The sequence below is a fragment of the Streptomyces sp. NPDC007971 genome (assembly GCF_042958635.1).
In the GTDB taxonomy this organism is placed as follows: domain Bacteria; phylum Actinomycetota; class Actinomycetes; order Streptomycetales; family Streptomycetaceae; genus Streptomyces.
In genome coordinates, this window is sequence record NZ_JBIBJK010000013.1 from 284440 (window position 1) to 300973 (window position 16534).

Genomic DNA, 16534 nt, shown 5'->3' on the forward strand with positions numbered 1-16534 from the left:
CGCTGACCATGGCCGATCCGGCGCCCCCCGACGCCGCATCCGCCCCCGGTCGCCCCTGGGCGCTGCTGGCCGAGCTCACCCATGCCTGCCCGCTCCACTGCGGCTACTGCTCCAACCCTCTGGAGCTGACCCGGCGCTCGCGCGAGCTGACGACCGGGCAGTGGGCGGACGTGATGCGTCAGGCGGGCGAGTTCGGCGTGGTCCACACCCATCTCTCGGGCGGCGAGCCGCTGCTGCGCCGGGACCTGACGGAGATCGTCGCCGCGGCCGAGGCCGCCGGGATCTACACCCAGCTGGTCACCAGCGGCGTGGGTCTGGACGAGGCCCGGCTGTCCGCGCTCGCCGCCGCCGGGCTGCGCAGCGTCCAGCTGTCCGTCCAGCACGCCGACCCACGCGCCTCCGACCGGATCGCCGGGCGCCGTTCGTTCGCCGACAAGGAACGGGCCGCCGTGCTGGTACGGGAAGCGGGTCTTCCCCTCGGCCTCAACGTCGTCCTGCACCGCGAGAACCTCGACGCCATCGACTCCCTCGTCGAGCTGGGCCTTTCCTGGGGCGTGGACCGCATCGAACTGGCCAACACGCAGTTCTACGGCTGGGGGCTGCTCAACCGCACCGCGCTGCTGCCCACCCACGACCAGCTCGCCCGGGCACGCGACGCGGTCGAGCTCTGGCGCGAGAGGCTCACGCCGGGCGGCCCCGAACTGGTCTGGGTCGTCCCCGACTACTTCGACGGCGTCGCCAAGCCGTGCATGGGCGGCTGGGGGGCGGTCTCGCTCACCGTCACCCCCGACGGCACGGTCCTGCCCTGCCCGGCCGCGGCCTCCCTGCCGGACCTGGACCCGCCGAACATCCGTGACCACCCGCTGGCCTGGATCTGGGACCACTCCCGGGCGTTCACCCGCTACCGCGGCACCGACTGGATGCCCGATCCCTGCCGCAGCTGCTCCCGCCGCGACGAGGACTTCGGCGGCTGCCGCTGCCAGGCGTACGCCCTGACGGGCGACGCCACCCGCACGGACCCGGCATGCCGGCTGTCCCCGGACCACGACCTGATCCGCTCGCTGGCCGACGACACCACGAACGGGCGGGGGGTGATCAGACGACGGGCACCGAGCCGCCCCGAGACCGCCGAGCAGCATCCCTGACCCCGCTCGGCCCACCGGCTCACCAGGACTGCGACGAGACCGTCTCGTCGGCGCGGCAGGTGCACGGCTCCGGCTCCAGCCTCATGGCGGCGCAGGACGACGGAACGACGCGCTGGACGCCGGACAGCACAGCGTCTCGGTGCACGGATCCGGGCGGGCGGTACCGGGCGGGCACGGAAGGCCCGCACCAGCTCCACGTCCGGGCTGCGCCCGGCTGCGGTTTGACCTACGTCACTCCCGGGGTATTCTCTCCGGCTCGATTGGCGGAGCCCCCGCCCCATATGGCAGACTGTCCGAGTTGCTCGGTCGAGTGTTGATGCTGCGCGCCTCCCGCCGGGAGGACCGGAAGCGAGTCCCACAGTACTCGTCGTCCTAACTGCCACCACGGCAGCACTGGGGCGGACGTACGGGAATCTTCCGGGAAGTGTGAGTGCGGCACCGACCAGGCGCCCGGTGGGCCTTCCGCCCCCGGCTTGCGGTTCCGGTAGGGCCGTGTGCAGTCCCGCAGGGATGCTCGAACAAGGGGCATCTGTGTCAGCGGGAGCGCGACACGCCCGACCGCGTGGGTCGGAGAACGAGACTATGGAACGCCGGGTTCCAGAGCGTGAGAAGAGACAGGACTACTGAGTAGCCATGGCGGGACAGAAGATCCGCATCCGGCTCAAGGCCTACGACCACGAGGTCATCGACTCTTCGGCGAAGAAGATCGTCGAGACGGTGACCCGCACTGGTGCGTCGGTCGCGGGCCCGGTGCCGCTGCCCACTGAGAAGAACGTGTACTGCGTCATCAAGTCGCCGCACAAGTACAAGGACTCGCGCGAGCACTTCGAGATGCGCACGCACAAGCGCCTGATCGACATTCTCGACCCCACCCCCAAGACCGTTGACTCTCTGATGCGACTCGACCTCCCGGCCGGTGTCGACATCGAGATCAAGCTCTGAGGGTCGGTGAGCTGAGAATGGCTAAGCAGATCAAGGGCATCCTGGGCGAGAAGCTCGGCATGACGCAGGTGTGGGACGAGAACAACCGCGTTGTTCCGGTCACCGTCGTCAAGGCCGGCCCCAACGTCGTCACCCAGGTCCGTACGAACGATGTCGACGGCTACGAGTCGGTCCAGATCGCCTTCGGCGAGATCGACCCGCGCAAGGTGAACAAGCCCCTCAAGGGCCACTTCGCCAAGGCCGACGTCACTCCCCGCCGCCACCTCGTCGAGATCCGTACCGCTGACGCCAGCGAGTACACCCTCGGCCAGGAGATCACCGCCGAGGTGTTCGAGGCCGGCATCAAGGTCGACGTGACCGGCAAGAGCAAGGGCAAGGGCTTCGCCGGTGTCATGAAGCGTCACAACTTCAAGGGCCTCGGCGCCGGACACGGCACCCAGCGCAAGCACCGCTCGCCCGGTTCCATCGGTGGCTGCGCCACCCCGGGCCGCGTGTTCAAGGGCCTCCGCATGGCGGGTCGCATGGGCAACGAGCGGGTCACCACCCAGAACCTGACCGTCCACGCCGTTGACGCGGAGAAGGGTCTGCTGCTCATCAAGGGCGCGGTTCCCGGTCCGAACGGCGGCCTCGTCCTGGTCCGCACCGCGGCCAAGGGGGCCTGAGGTAACCGATGAGCACTGTTGACATCCTTTCGCCGGCGGGCGACAAGGCCGGTTCCGTCGAGCTCCCTGCGGAGATCTTCGACGTAGAGAAGATCAGCGTTCCGCTGCTTCACCAGGTCGTCGTCGCGCAGCTGGCCGCTGCCCGCCAGGGCACGCACAAGACCAAGACCCGTGGCGAGGTCCGTGGTGGCGGCAAGAAGCCGTACCGCCAGAAGGGCACCGGCCGCGCCCGTCAGGGCTCGACCCGCGCGCCGCAGTTCGCCGGTGGTGGCGTCGTGCACGGTCCCGTGCCGCGTGACTACTCGCAGCGCACCCCGAAGAAGATGAAGGCCGCGGCCCTGCGCCACGCCCTCACCGACCGGGCGCGTCACAACCGCATCCACGTCGTCTCCGGCGTGGTCGAGGGTGCGAACCCGTCCACCAAGGCCGCGAAGAGCCTGTTCGGCAAGATCTCGGAGCGCAAGAACCTGCTCCTGGTCGTCGACCGCGCCGACGAGGCCGCGTGGCTGTCCGCCCGCAACCTGCCCCAGGTCCACATCCTGGAGCCGGGCCAGCTGAACACGTACGACGTTCTCGTCTCGGACGACGTGGTCTTCACCCAGGCCGCTTTCGAGTCCTTCGTGTCTGGCCCCAAGGCCGCTGACACCGAAGGGAGCGAGGCCTGATGGCTACGCGTCACCCGAGCATTGCCTCGAAGGCCGCCAAGGCCGCCAAGGCCGCGCGCGTCGCCAAGGCGAAGCGCCACGCCACCGAGGGCAAGAACACCGTCGAGACTCCGCTGAGCAAGTCGTACACGGACCCCCGTGACGTCCTGCTGAAGCCGGTCGTCTCCGAGAAGAGCTACGCGCTCCTCGACGAGAACAAGTACACGTTCATCGTCGACCCGAACGCCAACAAGACCCAGATCAAGCAGGCCGTCCAGGCGGTCTTCTCGGTCAAGGTCACCGGGGTCAACACGATCAACCGCCAGGGCAAGCGCAAGCGCACGAAGACCGGTTTCGGTCAGCGTGCCGGCAGCAAGCGCGCGATCGTGACCCTCGCTGAGGGCGACCGTATCGACATCTTCGGCGGTCCGGCCGCCTAAGGGCGGTCCGGATCGTCCGATATCGGACGAGGACTGAGAAATGGGAATCCGCAAGTACAAGCCGACTACGCCGGGCCGTCGTGGCGCCAGCGTTGCCGACTTCGTCGAGGTCACGCGGTCCACGCCGGAGAAGTCGCTGGTCCGCCCCCTGCACAGCAAGGGCGGCCGTAACAACGCCGGTCGTGTGACCGTTCGCCACCAGGGTGGCGGACACAAGCGCGCCTACCGTGTGATCGACTTCCGTCGTCACGACAAGGACGGCGTGCCGGCGAAGGTCGCGCACATCGAGTACGACCCCAACCGCACCGCGCGCATCGCGCTGCTGCACTACGCCGACGGCGAGAAGCGCTACATCCTCGCCCCGCGCAACCTGCAGCAGGGTGACCGCGTCGAGAACGGTCCCGGGGCCGACATCAAGCCGGGCAACAACCTGGCCATCCGCAACATCCCGGTCGGTACCACGATCCACGCGATCGAGCTCCGTCCCGGTGGCGGTGCCAAGTTCGCCCGCTCCGCCGGTGCCTCCGTGCAGCTGCTCGCGAAGGAGGGCTCGATGGCCCACCTGCGCATGCCGTCCGGTGAGATCCGCCTGGTCGACGTCCGCTGCCGCGCCACCATCGGTGAGGTCGGCAACGCCGAGCAGAGCAACATCAACTGGGGTAAGGCCGGCCGTAAGCGGTGGCTGGGCGTTCGCCCGACCGTCCGTGGTGTCGTCATGAACCCGGTTGACCACCCGCACGGTGGTGGTGAGGGCCGGACCTCCGGTGGTCGCCACCCTGTGTCCCCGTGGGGCAAGAAGGAAGGCCGTACTCGTTCGCCCAAGAAGGCGTCGAACAAGTACATCGTCCGCCGCCGCAAGACGAACAAGAAGCGCTAAGGACGGGTTGAGATGCCTCGTAGCCTGAAGAAGGGGCCCTTCGTCGACGACCACCTGATCAAGAAGGTGGACGCCCAGAACGAAGCCGGCACCAAGAACGTCATCAAGACCTGGTCCCGTCGCTCCATGATCGTCCCGGCCATGCTGGGCCACACGCTCGCGGTGCACAACGGCAAGACCCACATCCCGGTGTTCGTCACCGAGTCGATGGTCGGCCACAAGCTCGGCGAGTTCTCGCCGACCCGCACCTTCCGGGGCCACGTCAAGGACGACCGGAAGTCGAAGCGCCGCTAGTAGCGGATCGCATTCAGACACGTAAGTAACTGAGAGGGACAACCATGGAAGCCAGGGCCCAGGCGCGGTACATCCGCGTTACGCCCATGAAGGCCCGCCGCGTGGTGGACCTTATCCGTGGCATGGATGCCACGGAGGCTCAGGCTGTTCTGCGATTCGCTCCGCAGGCAGCCTCCGTGCCGGTCGGCAAGGTGCTCGACAGCGCCATCGCCAACGCCGCGCACAACTACGACCACACCGACGCCGACAGCCTCTTCATCTCTGAGGCGTACGTCGACGAGGGCCCGACCCTGAAGCGGTTCCGGCCGCGTGCCCAGGGCCGTGCCTACCGGATCCGCAAGCGGACCAGCCACATCACCGTGGTCGTCAGCAGCAAGGAAGGAACCCGGTAATGGGCCAGAAGGTTAACCCGCATGGGTTCCGGCTCGGTGTCACGACCGACTTCAAGTCGCGTTGGTACGCCGACAAGCTGTACAAGGACTACGTCAAGGAAGACGTCGCCATCCGTCGGATGATGACGTCCGGCATGGAGCGCGCCGGTATCTCGAAGGTTGAGATCGAGCGCACCCGTGACCGCGTGCGGGTGGACATCCACACCGCTCGTCCGGGCATCGTCATCGGCCGCCGTGGCGCCGAGGCCGACCGCATCCGCGGCGACCTCGAGAAGCTCACGGGCAAGCAGGTCCAGCTGAACATCCTCGAGGTCAAGAACCCCGAGACCGACGCTCAGCTGGTGGCCCAGGCCGTTGCCGAGCAGCTCTCCTCCCGCGTCTCCTTCCGCCGCGCCATGCGTAAGAGCATGCAGTCGGCGATGAAGGCCGGCGCCAAGGGCATCAAGATCCAGTGCGGCGGCCGCCTCGGCGGCGCCGAGATGTCCCGCTCGGAGTTCTACCGCGAGGGCCGCGTGCCCCTGCACACGCTCCGCGCGAACGTGGACTACGGCTTCTTCGAGGCCAAGACGACCTTCGGCCGCATCGGTGTGAAGGTCTGGATCTACAAGGGCGACGTCAAGAACATCGCCGAGGTCCGCGCCGAGAACGCTGCGGCCCGTGCGGGTAACCGCCCGGCCCGTGGTGGTGCCGACCGCCCGGCCCGTGGTGGCCGTGGTGGCGAGCGGCGCGGTCGCAAGCCGCAGCAGGCTGCCGGCGCCGAGGCCCCCAAGGCCGAGGCTCCCGCGTCCGCTCCGGCTGAGAGCACCGGAACGGAGGCCTGACCGACATGCTGATCCCCCGTAGGGTCAAGCACCGCAAGCAGCACCACCCGAAGCGCCGCGGTATGGCCAAGGGTGGTACGACGGTTGCGTTCGGCGAGTACGGCATCCAGGCCCTCACGCCGGCGTACGTGACCAACCGCCAGATCGAGGCGGCTCGTATCGCGATGACCCGCCACATCAAGCGTGGCGGCAAGGTCTGGATCAACATCTACCCGGACCGCCCGCTGACGAAGAAGCCTGCCGAGACCCGCATGGGTTCCGGTAAGGGTTCTCCGGAGTGGTGGATCGCGAACGTGCACCCGGGTCGGGTCATGTTCGAGCTGTCCTACCCCAACGAGAAGATCGCCCGTGAGGCCCTGACTCGCGCAGCCCACAAGCTGCCGATGAAGTGCCGGATCGTCAAGCGCGAGGCAGGTGAAGCGTGATGTCGGCCGGTACCAAGGCGTCCGAGCTGCGCGAGCTGGGCAACGAGGAGCTTCTGGGTAAGCTCCGCGAGGCCAAGGAAGAGCTGTTCAACCTCCGCTTCCAGGCGGCGACGGGCCAGCTCGAGAACCATGGCCGTCTGAAGGCGGTCCGCAAGGACATCGCGCGGATCTACACCCTGATGCGCGAGCGTGAGCTGGGCATCGAAACGGTGGAGAACGCCTGATGAGCGAGAAGAACGTGACTGAGAACGCAGAGGCGCGCGGTTTCCGCAAGACCCGTGAGGGTCTCGTCGTCAGCGACAAGATGGACAAGACCGTCGTCGTCGCCGTCGAGGACCGCGTCAAGCACGCGCTGTACGGCAAGGTCATCCGCCGTACGAACAAGCTCAAGGCGCACGACGAGCAGAACGCCGCGGGTGTCGGCGACCGCGTCCTCCTCATGGAGACCCGGCCGCTGTCCGCGACGAAGCGCTGGCGCGTCGTCGAGATCCTCGAGAAGGCCAAGTAAGTAATTCCCGCAAGGGAATTCCTTAAGCAAGGTTCCTGCGGGGCATTCCTCGCAGGACAGTTCCGCCAGGCTCCGGGAGCCGCTCAGCTGAGCGGCTCCCGGGGAACCGGCAGACAAACAGGAGATAGACGTGATCCAGCAGGAGTCGCGACTGCGCGTCGCCGACAACACTGGTGCGAAGGAAATCCTTTGCATCCGTGTGCTCGGTGGCTCCGGTCGCCGCTACGCGGGCATCGGTGACGTCATCGTCGCCACCGTCAAGGACGCGATCCCCGGTGGCAACGTGAAGAAGGGTGACGTCGTCAAGGCGGTCATCGTTCGCACCGTCAAGGAGCGCCGCCGTCCGGACGGCTCGTACATCCGCTTCGACGAGAACGCCGCCGTCATTCTGAAGAACGACGGCGACCCTCGCGGCACCCGTATCTTCGGCCCGGTCGGCCGTGAGCTGCGCGAGAAGAAGTTCATGAAGATCATCTCGCTCGCGCCGGAGGTGCTGTAAGCATGAAGATCAAGAAGGGCGACCTGGTCCAGGTCATCACCGGCAAGGACAAGGGCAAGCAGGGCAAGGTCATTGCCGCTTACCCGCGCGAGGAGCGCGTCCTGGTCGAGGGTGTCAACCGGGTCAAGAAGCACACCAAGGCCGGCCCGACCGCCAGCGGTTCGCAGGCGGGCGGCATCGTCACCACCGAGGCGCCGATCCACGTCTCCAACGTCCAGCTGGTCGTTGAGAAGGACGGCAACAAGGTCGTCACGCGTGTCGGCTACCGCTTCGACGACGAAGGCAACAAGATCCGCGTTGCCAAGCGGACGGGTGAGGACATCTGATGACTACCACCACCACTCCGCGTCTGAAGCAGAAGTACCGCGAGGAGATCGCGGGCAAGCTGCGTGACGAGTTCAAGTACGAGAACGTCATGCAGATCCCCGGCCTCGTCAAGATCGTGGTCAACATGGGTGTGGGCGACGCCGCCCGCGACTCCAAGCTGATCGATGGCGCCATCCGCGACCTCACCACGATCACCGGCCAGAAGCCGCAGGTCACCAAGGCTCGCAAGTCCATCGCGCAGTTCAAGCTGCGTGAGGGCCAGCCGATCGGTGCCCACGTCACGCTTCGTGGCGACCGCATGTGGGAGTTCCTGGACCGCACCCTGTCGCTCGCGCTGCCGCGCATCCGCGACTTCCGCGGCCTGTCCCCCAAGCAGTTCGACGGCCGTGGCAACTACACCTTCGGTCTCACGGAGCAGGTCATGTTCCACGAGATCGACCAGGACAAGATCGACCGTGTCCGGGGTATGGACATCACCGTGGTCACCACGGCGACCAACGACGCTGAGGGCCGCGCGCTCCTTCGTCACCTCGGCTTCCCGTTCAAGGAGGCGTGAGCGAGATGGCGAAGAAGGCTCTGATCGCTAAGGCTGCTCGCAAGCCCAAGTTCGGTGTGCGTGGCTACACCCGCTGCCAGCGCTGCGGCCGCCCGCACTCCGTGTACCGCAAGTTCGGCCTGTGCCGCGTGTGCCTTCGTGAGATGGCTCACCGTGGCGAGCTGCCGGGCGTGACCAAGAGCTCCTGGTAATCCCCGCTTTTTAGGGATTCCTGAAGCTCTCGGTAAGCATCTGGGTCGGCAGGGGCCCTTCTCCACATGCCGTAGGCTTGTGGGGTTGGGCGTCTGCCGCGCCCGTACGACTTACTACGCCGTAGGTCCACCGCATCGCACCCGCCTCGTCTCGGATCGAGGAGAGGGATGGGCACCTGGAAACCCCGGCGAGAGAGGCCGAAGGCCAATTCATGACCATGACTGATCCGATCGCAGACATGCTTACGCGTCTGCGGAACGCGAACTCGGCATACCACGACTCCGTGACGATGCCGGCATCGAAGATCAAGTCTCACATCGCGGAGATCCTCCAGCAGGAGGGCTTCATCACGGGCTGGAAGGTCGAGGACGCCGAGGTCGGCAAGAACCTCGTTCTCGAGCTGAAGTTCGGCCCGAACCGTGAGCGCTCCATCGCGGGCATCAAGCGGATCTCCAAGCCCGGTCTCCGGGTGTACGCGAAGTCCACCAACCTGCCGAAGGTGCTGGGCGGCCTCGGCGTGGCGATCATCTCCACGTCGCACGGTCTCCTCACCGACAAGCAGGCCGGCAAGAAGGGCGTGGGTGGGGAAGTCCTCGCCTACGTCTGGTAGCGGAAGGGAACGGAGGAAACAGCTATGTCGCGTATTGGCAAGCTCCCCATCACGGTTCCCGCCGGCGTGGACGTCACCATCGACGGCCGTACGGTCTCGGTCAAGGGCCCCAAGGGCACGCTGACCCACACCGTCGTCGCGCCGATCGACATCGTCAAGGGTGAGGACGGCGTTCTGAACGTCACCCGTCCGAACGACGAGCGTCAGAACAAGGCCCTGCACGGCCTGTCCCGCACGCTGGTGGCGAACATGATCACCGGCGTGACCCAGGGTTACGTGAAGAAGCTCGAGATCAGCGGTGTCGGTTACCGCGTCACGGCCAAGGGCTCGAACCTCGAGTTCGCGCTCGGCTACAGCCACCCGATCACCGTCGAGGCGCCCGAGGGCATCACCTTCAAGGTGGAGACCCCGACCCGCTTCCAGGTCGAGGGCATCGACAAGCAGAAGGTCGGCGAGGTTGCGGCCAACATCCGCAAGCTGCGCAAGCCTGACCCGTACAAGGCCAAGGGCGTCAAGTACGAGGGCGAAGTCATCCGCCGCAAGGTCGGAAAGGCGGGTAAGTAAGCCATGGCATACGGGCAGAAGATCCTCAAGGGCGACGCCTACAAGCGCGCCGCGATCAAGCGCCGTCACATCCGGATCCGCAAGAACCTTTCCGGTACGGCGGAGCGCCCCCGTCTGGTCGTGACCCGCTCCAACCGCCACATCGTGGCGCAGGTGATCGACGACCTCAAGGGCCACACCCTGGCGTCCGCGTCCACCCTGGACGCGTCCGTCCGCGGTGGCGAGGGCGACAAGTCCTCGCAGGCCAAGCAGGTCGGCGCCCTGGTCGCCGAGCGTGCCAAGGCCGCCGGTGTCGAGGCTGTCGTGTTCGACCGTGGTGGCAACCAGTACGCCGGGCGCATCGCCGCCCTGGCGGACGCCGCCCGCGAAGCCGGGCTCAAGTTCTGAGCCTGCCGTAGCTAGCGGAAACAGAGAGAGGTAATTCCAATGGCTGGACCCCAGCGCCGCGGTGGCGGTGCCGGTGGCGGCGAGCGGCGGGACCGGAAGGGCCGTGACGGCGGCGCTGCTGCCGCCGAGAAGACCGCGTACGTTGAGCGCGTTGTCGCGATCAACCGCGTCGCCAAGGTTGTGAAGGGTGGTCGTCGCTTCAGCTTCACCGCGCTGGTCGTGGTGGGCGACGGTGACGGCACCGTGGGTGTCGGTTACGGCAAGGCCAAGGAGGTGCCGGCCGCCATCGCCAAGGGTGTTGAGGAGGCCAAGAAGCACTTCTTCAAGGTCCCCCGTATCCAGGGCACCATCCCGCACCCGATCCAGGGTGAGAAGGCTGCCGGCGTCGTGCTGCTCAAGCCCGCGTCCCCCGGTACCGGCGTTATCGCCGGTGGCCCGGTGCGTGCCGTGCTCGAGTGCGCCGGTATCCACGACATCCTGTCGAAGTCGCTCGGCTCCGACAACGCGATCAACATCGTGCACGCGACCGTGGAGGCCCTGAAGGGCCTGCAGCGTCCCGAGGAGGTCGCGGCCCGCCGTGGTCTGCCGCTCGAGGACGTCGCTCCCGCGGCTCTGCTGCGTGCGCGTGCCGGGGCGGGTGCGTGATGGCACAGCTCAAGATCACGCAGGTCAAGTCCTACATCGGTAGCAAGCAGAACCACCGCGACACCCTGCGGTCCCTTGGTCTCAAGGGCATCAACACGCAGGTCGTCAAGGAGGACCGCCCCGAGTTCCGCGGCATGGTGCACACCGTCCGCCACCTCGTGACGGTCGAGGAGGTCGACTGATCATGGCGGAGCAGAACCCGCTCAAGATCCACAACCTCCGTCCCGCCCCGGGCGCCAAGACCGCCAAGACCCGTGTCGGTCGTGGTGAGGCGTCGAAGGGTAAGACGGCCGGTCGTGGTACCAAGGGTACGAAGGCTCGTTACCAGGTTCCGGAGCGCTTCGAGGGTGGCCAGATGCCGCTCCACATGCGCCTCCCGAAGCTGAAGGGCTTCAAGAACCCGTTCAAGACCGAGTTCCAGGTCGTGAACCTCGACAAGCTGGCCGCGCTCTACCCCGAGGGTGGCGAGGTCACGGTCGAGGGTCTGGTGGCCAAGGGTGCCGTTCGCAAGAACAGCCTCGTCAAGGTCCTCGGCCAGGGCGAGATCTCCGTGGCGCTGCAGGTGACGGTCGACGCCGTCTCCGGCTCCGCCAAGGAGAAGATCACCGCCGCCGGCGGCACGGTCACCGAGCTGGTCTGAGTACCTCAGGTCTCTCGATGACGTAAACGATCCCGACCGGGGATACCTCACAATGGGGTATCCCCGGTTGGTCGTTCCAAGGGGGGCAGTGTCGCCGGTAAGGTGGGCTGCACTGCTCTTTTTTCCGTATCCGTCGAATCTCACGACCGTCACCCTTGACGCAGTTGCGCGGGGGTCGCAGGAGGCACCGTGCTCACCGCGTTCGCCCGGGCGTTCAGGACGCCCGACCTGCGCAAGAAGCTGCTCTTCACGCTGGCCATCATCGTGGTCTACCGGGTCGGTACCCACGTCCCGATCCCCGGCGTCAACTACAAGGCCGTCCAGACGTGTGTGAGCGAGGCGGGGGCCAATCAGGGCCTGTTCGGTCTCGTGAACATGTTCAGCGGCGGTGCGCTGCTGCAGATCACGATCTTCGCGCTCGGCATCATGCCGTACATCACGGCCAGCATCATCCTTCAGCTGCTCACCGTGGTCATCCCGCGCCTGGAAGCCCTGAAGAAGGAGGGCCAGGCCGGTACGGCGAAGATCACGCAGTACACCCGCTACCTGACGGTGGCGCTCGCCATCCTGCAGGGCACCGGCCTGGTGGCCACCGCCCGCAGCGGCGCTCTCTTCAACGGCTGCTCGGTCGCGTCGAGCATCGTCCCGGACCAGGCGATCTTCACGACGATCACGATGGTCATCTGCATGACCGCCGGTACGGCCGTCGTCATGTGGCTCGGTGAGCTGATCACCGACCGCGGCATCGGCAACGGCATGTCGATCCTGATGTTCATCTCGATCGCCGCGACCTTCCCGTCCGCGCTGTGGGCCATCAAGAAGCAGGGTTCGCTGGCCGGCGGCTGGATCGAGTTCGGCACGGTCATCCTGGTCGGCCTGGTCATGGTCGCGCTCGTCGTCTTCGTCGAGCAGGCCCAGCGCCGCATCCCGGTCCAGTACGCGAAGCGCATGATCGGCCGTCGTTCCTACGGCGGTACGTCCACGTACATCCCGCTCAAGGTGAACCAGGCGGGTGTGATTCCCGTCATCTTCGCCTCGTCGCTGCTCTACATTCCGGCACTCGTGGCGCAGTTCGCGGGGGGCAATTCGAGCTGGACGGTCTGGATCAAGAACAACCTGACCAAGGGCGACCACCCGATTTACATCACTCTGTACTTCTTGCTCATCGTTTTCTTCGCGTTCTTCTACGTGGCTATCTCCTTCAACCCCGAGGAAGTCGCGGACAACATGAAGAAGTATGGTGGCTTCATCCCGGGCATCCGGGCTGGCCGACCGACCGCTGAGTACCTGAGCTACGTGCTCAACCGGATCACCTGGCCGGGTTCGCTGTATCTGGGTCTGATCGCTCTCGTACCGACAATGGCGTTGGTGGGCTTCGGGGCAAGCCAGAACTTCCCGTTCGGCGGGACCAGCATCCTGATCATCGTGGGTGTCGGTCTTGAGACGGTGAAGCAGATCGAGAGCCAGCTCCAGCAGCGCAATTACGAAGGGTTCCTCCGCTGATGCGTATCGTCCTCGTCGGGCCGCCGGGTGCCGGTAAGGGAACGCAAGCCGTCCGCCTCGCAGAAGAGCTGTCGATCCCGCACATCTCCACGGGCGACCTGTTCCGGGCCAACATCAGCCAGCAGACCGAGCTGGGCAAGCTCGCGAAGTCCTACATGGACGCCGGCAACCTCGTCCCGGACGAGGTGACCATCGCGATGGCCAAGGACCGGATGGAGCAGCCGGACGCCGAGGGCGGCTTCCTGCTGGACGGCTTCCCGCGCAACGTCTCGCAGGCCGAGGCGCTGGACGAGCTGCTGGAGACCGAGCGCATCACGCTGGACGCCGTCCTGGACCTGGAGGTCCCGGAGGACGAGGTCGTCAAGCGGATCGCCGGCCGGCGGATCTGCCGCAACGACTCGTCCCACGTCTTCCACGTGACGTACAGCCCGCCGAAGAAGGAGGGCGTCTGCGACGTCTGCGGCGGTGAGCTGTACCAGCGCGACGACGACTCCGAGGACACCGTCCGCACGCGGCTGGAGGTCTACCACACGCAGACCGAGCCGATCATCGACTACTACAAGGCGCAGGGCCTGGTCGTGACGATCTCCGCCCTGGGCCCGGTGGACGAGATCACGCAGCGGGCGCTGGAGGCGCTCAAGCGCGAGAAGGCCGAGAACAAGTAGATCGCGGTCCTATCGGCCGCGGTGCCCTGCCCCGGATTTCGTCCGGCGGACCCCCAGGGCGCCGCGGCCGTAGTGTTGTGTACGTAACCCAGCCGACGTGAGTGACGGAGAGCGCAGGCCCCCATGGTGCAGATCAAGAGCCCCGAGCAGATCGCCAAGATGCGTGCGGCGGGGCTGGTCGTAGCCGCCATCCACGCGGCCACGCGCGAGGCCGCGGTGCCCGGCGCCTCCACCAAGGATCTGGACGAGGTCGCCCGCAAGGTGATCGCGGAGCACGGCGCCAAGTCGAACTTCCTGGGGTACGGCGGTTTCCCCGCGACGATCTGCACGTCGGTCAACGAGGTGGTCGTCCACGGCATCCCCGCGGAGAACGTCGTGCTGAAGGACGGCGACATGATCTCCATCGACGCGGGCGCCATCGTCGACGGCTGGCACGGCGACGCGGCCTTCACGGCGTTCGTGGGTTCCGGTCACGCTCCGGAGCTGATCGAGCTGTCCCGGGTGACCGAGGAATCGATGTGGGCCGGCATCGCGGCCGTGAAGCAGGGCAACCGCCTGGTCGACGTCTCCCGGGCCATCGAGACGTACATCCGCCGCCAGCCCAGGCCGGGCGGCGGCAAGTACGGGATCATCGAGGACTACGGCGGCCACGGCATCGGCACCGAGATGCACATGGACCCGCACCTGCTGAACTACGTGGACCGCCGGCGCGGCAAGGGCCCGAAGCTGGTCCCCGGCTTCTGCCTCGCCATCGAGCCGATGGTCTCCCTCGGCACTCCCCGCACCGAGGTCCTCGAGGACGACTGGACGGTCATCACCACCGACGGCACCTGGTCCTCGCACTGGGAGCACTCGGTCGCGCTCACCGAACAGGGCCCCCTGGTCCTCACGGCTCCCGACGGCGGCAAGGCCAAGCTGGCCGAGTACGGAGTGACCGTCGCTCCCGACCCGCTGGCTTAAGGATCAGGGGCATGGGGCAGAATCCCTCGATTCGTGTTTCCGGGTGCGCTGACGTAGACTGACTCGTCGGCTCTCGTGCACCCGCATGTCTGCATGCGTTCGCGCTCGCCCCACGGGACGGGTCAGAGAGTCGATCAAGGTAGTCGATTCGAAGGGCGAAGCGTGGCCAAGAAGCAAGGTGCCATCGAGATCGAGGGCACTGTCGTCGAGTCTCTTCCGAACGCCATGTTCAAGGTCGAGCTCCAGAACGGCCACCAGGTCCTGGCACACATCAGCGGCAAGATGCGTATGCACTACATCCGCATTCTCCCTGACGACCGGGTCGTGGTGGAGCTGTCTCCGTACGACCTGACGCGTGGCCGGATCGTCTACCGCTACAAGTAGATCTTGCCCGCACCCTGGCTCGCCGGGGTGATGGCACTGACCCGGAGAACCTCACCCATGAAGGTCAAGCCGAGCGTCAAGAAGATCTGCGACAAGTGCAGGGTGATCCGCCGTCACGGTCGGGTCATGGTCATTTGCGAGAACCCGCGCCACAAGCAGCGCCAGGGCTGACGCACGACCGATCCCTCTGCATCCATCGCAGAGATTCGCGCGACGCAAGCTGAATTTGTTCATACGCAGGACCCGAGCGTTCCAGCTCGACACCCCCGGTTCGGAGGCCGGGGACCCGGTTCGTACCTGGTACGGCGGCCGGGAGCCGGTCCTGCGGAAGACCTCCGAAGATTCACCAGGAGCCATTGAATGGCACGCGTTTCCGGTGTTGACATCCCGCGCGACAAGCGCGTGGAGGTCGCCCTCACCTACGTGTTCGGCATCGGCCGCACCCTCTCCCAGCAGACGCTGGCCGAGACCGGTATCGACCCGAACACTCGCGTCCGTGACCTGAGCGAAGAGCAGCTGGTCGCGATCCGCGAGTACGTCGACAACCACATCAAGACCGAGGGTGACCTCCGTCGCGAGATCCAGGCCGACATCCGCCGCAAGGTCGAGATCGGTTGCTACCAGGGTCTCCGTCACCGTCGCGGTCTGCCCGTCCGCGGTCAGCGCACCAGCACCAACGCTCGTACCCGCAAGGGCCCGCGTCGCGCCATCGCCGGCAAGAAGAAGCCGGGCAAGAAGTAGTCCGCAGCGGACACCTGTCCACGGTCTTCGCTGTAGGACCGACCACCTCCCGTAGGAGTTAGTAGATGCCCCCCAAGGGACGTCAGGGCGCTGCCAAGAAGGTGCGCCGCAAGGAAAAGAAGAACGTCGCTCACGGCCACGCGCACATCAAGAGCACGTTCAACAACACGATCGTTTCGATCACGGACCCGTCCGGCAACGTGATCTCCTGGGCCTCCGCCGGCCACGTCGGCTTCAAGGGCTCCCGGAAGTCCACGCCGTTCGCCGCGCAGATGGCCGCCGAGTCGGCTGCCCGCCGCGCCCAGGAGCACGGCATGCGCAAGGTCGACGTGTTCGTCAAGGGCCCGGGTTCCGGTCGTGAGACCGCGATCCGCTCCCTGCAGGCCACGGGCCTCGAGGTCGGCTCCATCCAGGACGTCACCCCGACCCCGCACAACGGCTGCCGCCCGCCGAAGCGCCGCCGCGTCTGACGCACGGCTGCTTCACCGAGCAGTGCAGGGAGTGTGGGGGATTTCCCCCGCATAGAACGTCGGGCGGTACGGCTCCTTCGGGTCGTGCCGCCCGTACCCTTGCAGTAACCGCACCTCTCGCGGGTGCGACTTCCGTCGGGCGTCAAATAGCGGGCGTCCACGAATGAAGGATCTGATCCACACATGCTGATTGCTCAGCGTCCCTCGTTGACCGAAGAGGTCGTCGACGAGTTCCGCTCCC

The 16534-nt window shown here is 66.6% G+C and carries 29 protein-coding genes; all 29 read left to right on the forward strand.

Translation table 11 applies throughout. The annotated features are described in order from the left end of the window. Positions 1–8 precede the first annotated feature (8 nt). The 29 genes from pqqE to rpsK all read left to right on the forward strand — a co-directional run bounded on the left by pqqE (position 9) and on the right by rpsK (position 16293). Positions 9–1145, forward strand: coding sequence for a pyrroloquinoline quinone biosynthesis protein PqqE (pqqE, locus tag ACFZCP_RS27715; protein WP_391431598.1), 1137 nt, complete (start codon positions 9–11; stop codon positions 1143–1145). 633 nt (positions 1146–1778) lie between these two features. Then, complete coding sequence (gene rpsJ / locus ACFZCP_RS27720) at positions 1779–2087, forward strand: 30S ribosomal protein S10 (RefSeq protein WP_003948644.1); 309 nt, start codon at positions 1779–1781, stop codon at positions 2085–2087. A 17-nt stretch (positions 2088–2104) separates the two neighbouring features. Beyond that, entirely contained in the window at positions 2105–2749 is a 645-nt protein-coding gene (rplC, locus tag ACFZCP_RS27725; RefSeq protein WP_020135811.1) for a 50S ribosomal protein L3, read from the forward strand. A gap of 8 nt (positions 2750–2757) precedes the next feature. Next, the gene (gene rplD, locus ACFZCP_RS27730; protein ID WP_362689930.1) at positions 2758–3414 is read left to right on the forward strand and encodes a 50S ribosomal protein L4; all 657 of its coding nucleotides are present in this window, start codon (positions 2758–2760) and stop codon (positions 3412–3414) included. Beyond that, positions 3414–3833, forward strand: coding sequence for a 50S ribosomal protein L23 (gene rplW, locus ACFZCP_RS27735; protein ID WP_362689933.1), 420 nt, complete (start codon positions 3414–3416; stop codon positions 3831–3833). The genes rplD and rplW overlap by 1 nt, the downstream gene beginning before the upstream one ends. Positions 3834–3873: 40 nt before the next feature. Further along, on the forward strand, positions 3874–4710 hold the full coding sequence (gene rplB, locus ACFZCP_RS27740; RefSeq protein ID WP_353600330.1) for a 50S ribosomal protein L2: 837 nt from the start codon (positions 3874–3876) through the stop codon (positions 4708–4710). Positions 4711–4722: 12 nt separating this feature from the next. Continuing rightward, positions 4723–5004 (forward strand): 30S ribosomal protein S19, encoded by a 282-nt coding sequence (gene rpsS, locus ACFZCP_RS27745; protein ID WP_003992359.1) that lies wholly within the window; start codon positions 4723–4725, stop codon positions 5002–5004. A gap of 44 nt (positions 5005–5048) precedes the next feature. Continuing rightward, on the forward strand, positions 5049–5396 hold the full coding sequence (gene rplV, locus ACFZCP_RS27750) for a 50S ribosomal protein L22 (protein WP_003974262.1): 348 nt from the start codon (positions 5049–5051) through the stop codon (positions 5394–5396). Continuing rightward, positions 5396–6217 carry a 30S ribosomal protein S3 gene (gene rpsC, locus ACFZCP_RS27755; protein ID WP_003998826.1) on the forward strand — a complete coding sequence of 274 codons (822 nt, stop codon included), beginning with the start codon at positions 5396–5398 and terminating at the stop codon, positions 6215–6217. Before rplV ends, rpsC begins: the two co-directional genes overlap by 1 nt. Before the next feature lie 5 nt (positions 6218–6222). Next, positions 6223–6642, forward strand: a complete 420-nt coding sequence (gene rplP / locus ACFZCP_RS27760; RefSeq protein ID WP_007443989.1) for a 50S ribosomal protein L16 — start codon at positions 6223–6225, stop codon at positions 6640–6642. After that, positions 6642–6866, forward strand: a complete 225-nt coding sequence (rpmC, locus tag ACFZCP_RS27765; protein WP_018564811.1) for a 50S ribosomal protein L29 — start codon at positions 6642–6644, stop codon at positions 6864–6866. Before rplP ends, rpmC begins: the two co-directional genes overlap by 1 nt. Continuing rightward, positions 6866–7150: a 30S ribosomal protein S17 gene (gene rpsQ / locus ACFZCP_RS27770; protein ID WP_018543912.1), complete on the forward strand. Its 285-nt coding sequence runs from the start codon at positions 6866–6868 to the stop codon at positions 7148–7150. The genes rpmC and rpsQ overlap by 1 nt, the downstream gene beginning before the upstream one ends. 130 nt (positions 7151–7280) lie before the next feature. Continuing rightward, the gene (gene rplN / locus ACFZCP_RS27775; RefSeq protein WP_003998823.1) at positions 7281–7649 is read left to right on the forward strand and encodes a 50S ribosomal protein L14; all 369 of its coding nucleotides are present in this window, start codon (positions 7281–7283) and stop codon (positions 7647–7649) included. A 2-nt stretch (positions 7650–7651) separates the two neighbouring features. Next, positions 7652–7975, forward strand: a complete 324-nt coding sequence (gene rplX / locus ACFZCP_RS27780; RefSeq protein WP_030930498.1) for a 50S ribosomal protein L24 — start codon at positions 7652–7654, stop codon at positions 7973–7975. Then, complete coding sequence (gene rplE / locus ACFZCP_RS27785) at positions 7975–8532, forward strand: 50S ribosomal protein L5 (protein ID WP_362689939.1); 558 nt, start codon at positions 7975–7977, stop codon at positions 8530–8532. Before rplX ends, rplE begins: the two co-directional genes overlap by 1 nt. Positions 8533–8537: 5 nt before the next feature. Next, positions 8538–8723, forward strand: a complete 186-nt coding sequence (locus tag ACFZCP_RS27790; RefSeq protein WP_003948630.1) for a type Z 30S ribosomal protein S14 — start codon at positions 8538–8540, stop codon at positions 8721–8723. 212 nt (positions 8724–8935) lie between these two features. Beyond that, complete coding sequence (rpsH, locus tag ACFZCP_RS27795) at positions 8936–9334, forward strand: 30S ribosomal protein S8 (RefSeq protein WP_007384075.1); 399 nt, start codon at positions 8936–8938, stop codon at positions 9332–9334. Positions 9335–9358: 24 nt separating this feature from the next. After that, positions 9359–9898: a 50S ribosomal protein L6 gene (gene rplF, locus ACFZCP_RS27800; RefSeq protein ID WP_020941678.1), complete on the forward strand. Its 540-nt coding sequence runs from the start codon at positions 9359–9361 to the stop codon at positions 9896–9898. A 3-nt stretch (positions 9899–9901) separates the two neighbouring features. Beyond that, a complete protein-coding gene (gene rplR, locus ACFZCP_RS27805; RefSeq protein WP_073901437.1) occupies positions 9902–10285 on the forward strand; it encodes a 50S ribosomal protein L18 in 384 nt (127 codons plus the stop codon). A 39-nt stretch (positions 10286–10324) separates the two neighbouring features. Further along, positions 10325–10930 carry a 30S ribosomal protein S5 gene (rpsE, locus tag ACFZCP_RS27810; RefSeq protein WP_015658456.1) on the forward strand — a complete coding sequence of 202 codons (606 nt, stop codon included), beginning with the start codon at positions 10325–10327 and terminating at the stop codon, positions 10928–10930. Further along, on the forward strand, positions 10930–11112 hold the full coding sequence (gene rpmD / locus ACFZCP_RS27815; RefSeq protein WP_003974250.1) for a 50S ribosomal protein L30: 183 nt from the start codon (positions 10930–10932) through the stop codon (positions 11110–11112). Before rpsE ends, rpmD begins: the two co-directional genes overlap by 1 nt. Before the next feature lie 2 nt (positions 11113–11114). After that, positions 11115–11570, forward strand: coding sequence for a 50S ribosomal protein L15 (gene rplO / locus ACFZCP_RS27820; RefSeq protein ID WP_023547373.1), 456 nt, complete (start codon positions 11115–11117; stop codon positions 11568–11570). Positions 11571–11759: 189 nt separating this feature from the next. Beyond that, entirely contained in the window at positions 11760–13073 is a 1314-nt protein-coding gene (gene secY / locus ACFZCP_RS27825; protein WP_391431550.1) for a preprotein translocase subunit SecY, read from the forward strand. Next, positions 13073–13738, forward strand: coding sequence for an adenylate kinase (locus tag ACFZCP_RS27830; RefSeq protein ID WP_391431553.1), 666 nt, complete (start codon positions 13073–13075; stop codon positions 13736–13738). The genes secY and ACFZCP_RS27830 overlap by 1 nt, the downstream gene beginning before the upstream one ends. A gap of 123 nt (positions 13739–13861) precedes the next feature. Further along, positions 13862–14698 carry a type I methionyl aminopeptidase gene (gene map / locus ACFZCP_RS27835; protein ID WP_391431557.1) on the forward strand — a complete coding sequence of 279 codons (837 nt, stop codon included), beginning with the start codon at positions 13862–13864 and terminating at the stop codon, positions 14696–14698. A gap of 162 nt (positions 14699–14860) precedes the next feature. After that, positions 14861–15082 carry a translation initiation factor IF-1 gene (gene infA, locus ACFZCP_RS27840; protein WP_003948620.1) on the forward strand — a complete coding sequence of 74 codons (222 nt, stop codon included), beginning with the start codon at positions 14861–14863 and terminating at the stop codon, positions 15080–15082. 57 nt (positions 15083–15139) lie between these two features. After that, positions 15140–15253 carry a 50S ribosomal protein L36 gene (gene rpmJ / locus ACFZCP_RS27845; protein WP_003998809.1) on the forward strand — a complete coding sequence of 38 codons (114 nt, stop codon included), beginning with the start codon at positions 15140–15142 and terminating at the stop codon, positions 15251–15253. A gap of 189 nt (positions 15254–15442) precedes the next feature. Beyond that, entirely contained in the window at positions 15443–15823 is a 381-nt protein-coding gene (gene rpsM, locus ACFZCP_RS27850) for a 30S ribosomal protein S13 (protein ID WP_391431562.1), read from the forward strand. Between the two features lie 65 nt (positions 15824–15888). Further along, positions 15889–16293, forward strand: a complete 405-nt coding sequence (rpsK, locus tag ACFZCP_RS27855; RefSeq protein ID WP_003956432.1) for a 30S ribosomal protein S11 — start codon at positions 15889–15891, stop codon at positions 16291–16293. The last annotated feature ends 241 nt before the right edge of the window (positions 16294–16534 follow it).

Excerpts from the sequence above, each read along its gene's own strand:
- rpsM (WP_391431562.1), top strand. The coding sequence starts at position 15,443 with ATGGCACGCGTTTCCGGTGTTGACATCCCGCGCGACAAGCGCGTGGAG.
- rplV (WP_003974262.1), top strand. The coding sequence starts at position 5,049 with ATGGAAGCCAGGGCCCAGGCGCGGTACATCCGCGTTACGCCCATGAAG.
- rplR (WP_073901437.1), top strand. The coding sequence starts at position 9,902 with ATGGCATACGGGCAGAAGATCCTCAAGGGCGACGCCTACAAGCGCGCC.
- rplB (WP_353600330.1), top strand. The coding sequence starts at position 3,874 with ATGGGAATCCGCAAGTACAAGCCGACTACGCCGGGCCGTCGTGGCGCC.
- rplX (WP_030930498.1), top strand. The coding sequence starts at position 7,652 with ATGAAGATCAAGAAGGGCGACCTGGTCCAGGTCATCACCGGCAAGGAC.
- rpmD (WP_003974250.1), top strand. The coding sequence starts at position 10,930 with ATGGCACAGCTCAAGATCACGCAGGTCAAGTCCTACATCGGTAGCAAG.
- rpmJ (WP_003998809.1), top strand. The coding sequence starts at position 15,140 with ATGAAGGTCAAGCCGAGCGTCAAGAAGATCTGCGACAAGTGCAGGGTG.
- ACFZCP_RS27790 (WP_003948630.1), top strand. The coding sequence starts at position 8,538 with ATGGCGAAGAAGGCTCTGATCGCTAAGGCTGCTCGCAAGCCCAAGTTC.
- rpsJ (WP_003948644.1), top strand. The coding sequence starts at position 1,779 with ATGGCGGGACAGAAGATCCGCATCCGGCTCAAGGCCTACGACCACGAG.
- rplW (WP_362689933.1), top strand. The coding sequence starts at position 3,414 with ATGGCTACGCGTCACCCGAGCATTGCCTCGAAGGCCGCCAAGGCCGCC.
- rpsK (WP_003956432.1), top strand. The coding sequence starts at position 15,889 with ATGCCCCCCAAGGGACGTCAGGGCGCTGCCAAGAAGGTGCGCCGCAAG.
- rpsH (WP_007384075.1), top strand. The coding sequence starts at position 8,936 with ATGACCATGACTGATCCGATCGCAGACATGCTTACGCGTCTGCGGAAC.
- map (WP_391431557.1), top strand. The coding sequence starts at position 13,862 with ATGGTGCAGATCAAGAGCCCCGAGCAGATCGCCAAGATGCGTGCGGCG.
- rplC (WP_020135811.1), top strand. The coding sequence starts at position 2,105 with ATGGCTAAGCAGATCAAGGGCATCCTGGGCGAGAAGCTCGGCATGACG.
- rpsE (WP_015658456.1), top strand. The coding sequence starts at position 10,325 with ATGGCTGGACCCCAGCGCCGCGGTGGCGGTGCCGGTGGCGGCGAGCGG.
- pqqE (WP_391431598.1), top strand. The coding sequence starts at position 9 with ATGGCCGATCCGGCGCCCCCCGACGCCGCATCCGCCCCCGGTCGCCCC.
- rpsQ (WP_018543912.1), top strand. The coding sequence starts at position 6,866 with ATGAGCGAGAAGAACGTGACTGAGAACGCAGAGGCGCGCGGTTTCCGC.
- rpsC (WP_003998826.1), top strand. The coding sequence starts at position 5,396 with ATGGGCCAGAAGGTTAACCCGCATGGGTTCCGGCTCGGTGTCACGACC.
- rplO (WP_023547373.1), top strand. The coding sequence starts at position 11,115 with ATGGCGGAGCAGAACCCGCTCAAGATCCACAACCTCCGTCCCGCCCCG.
- rplD (WP_362689930.1), top strand. The coding sequence starts at position 2,758 with ATGAGCACTGTTGACATCCTTTCGCCGGCGGGCGACAAGGCCGGTTCC.
- rplE (WP_362689939.1), top strand. The coding sequence starts at position 7,975 with ATGACTACCACCACCACTCCGCGTCTGAAGCAGAAGTACCGCGAGGAG.
- ACFZCP_RS27830 (WP_391431553.1), top strand. The coding sequence starts at position 13,073 with ATGCGTATCGTCCTCGTCGGGCCGCCGGGTGCCGGTAAGGGAACGCAA.
- rplF (WP_020941678.1), top strand. The coding sequence starts at position 9,359 with ATGTCGCGTATTGGCAAGCTCCCCATCACGGTTCCCGCCGGCGTGGAC.
- rpsS (WP_003992359.1), top strand. The coding sequence starts at position 4,723 with ATGCCTCGTAGCCTGAAGAAGGGGCCCTTCGTCGACGACCACCTGATC.
- rplP (WP_007443989.1), top strand. The coding sequence starts at position 6,223 with ATGCTGATCCCCCGTAGGGTCAAGCACCGCAAGCAGCACCACCCGAAG.
- rpmC (WP_018564811.1), top strand. The coding sequence starts at position 6,642 with ATGTCGGCCGGTACCAAGGCGTCCGAGCTGCGCGAGCTGGGCAACGAG.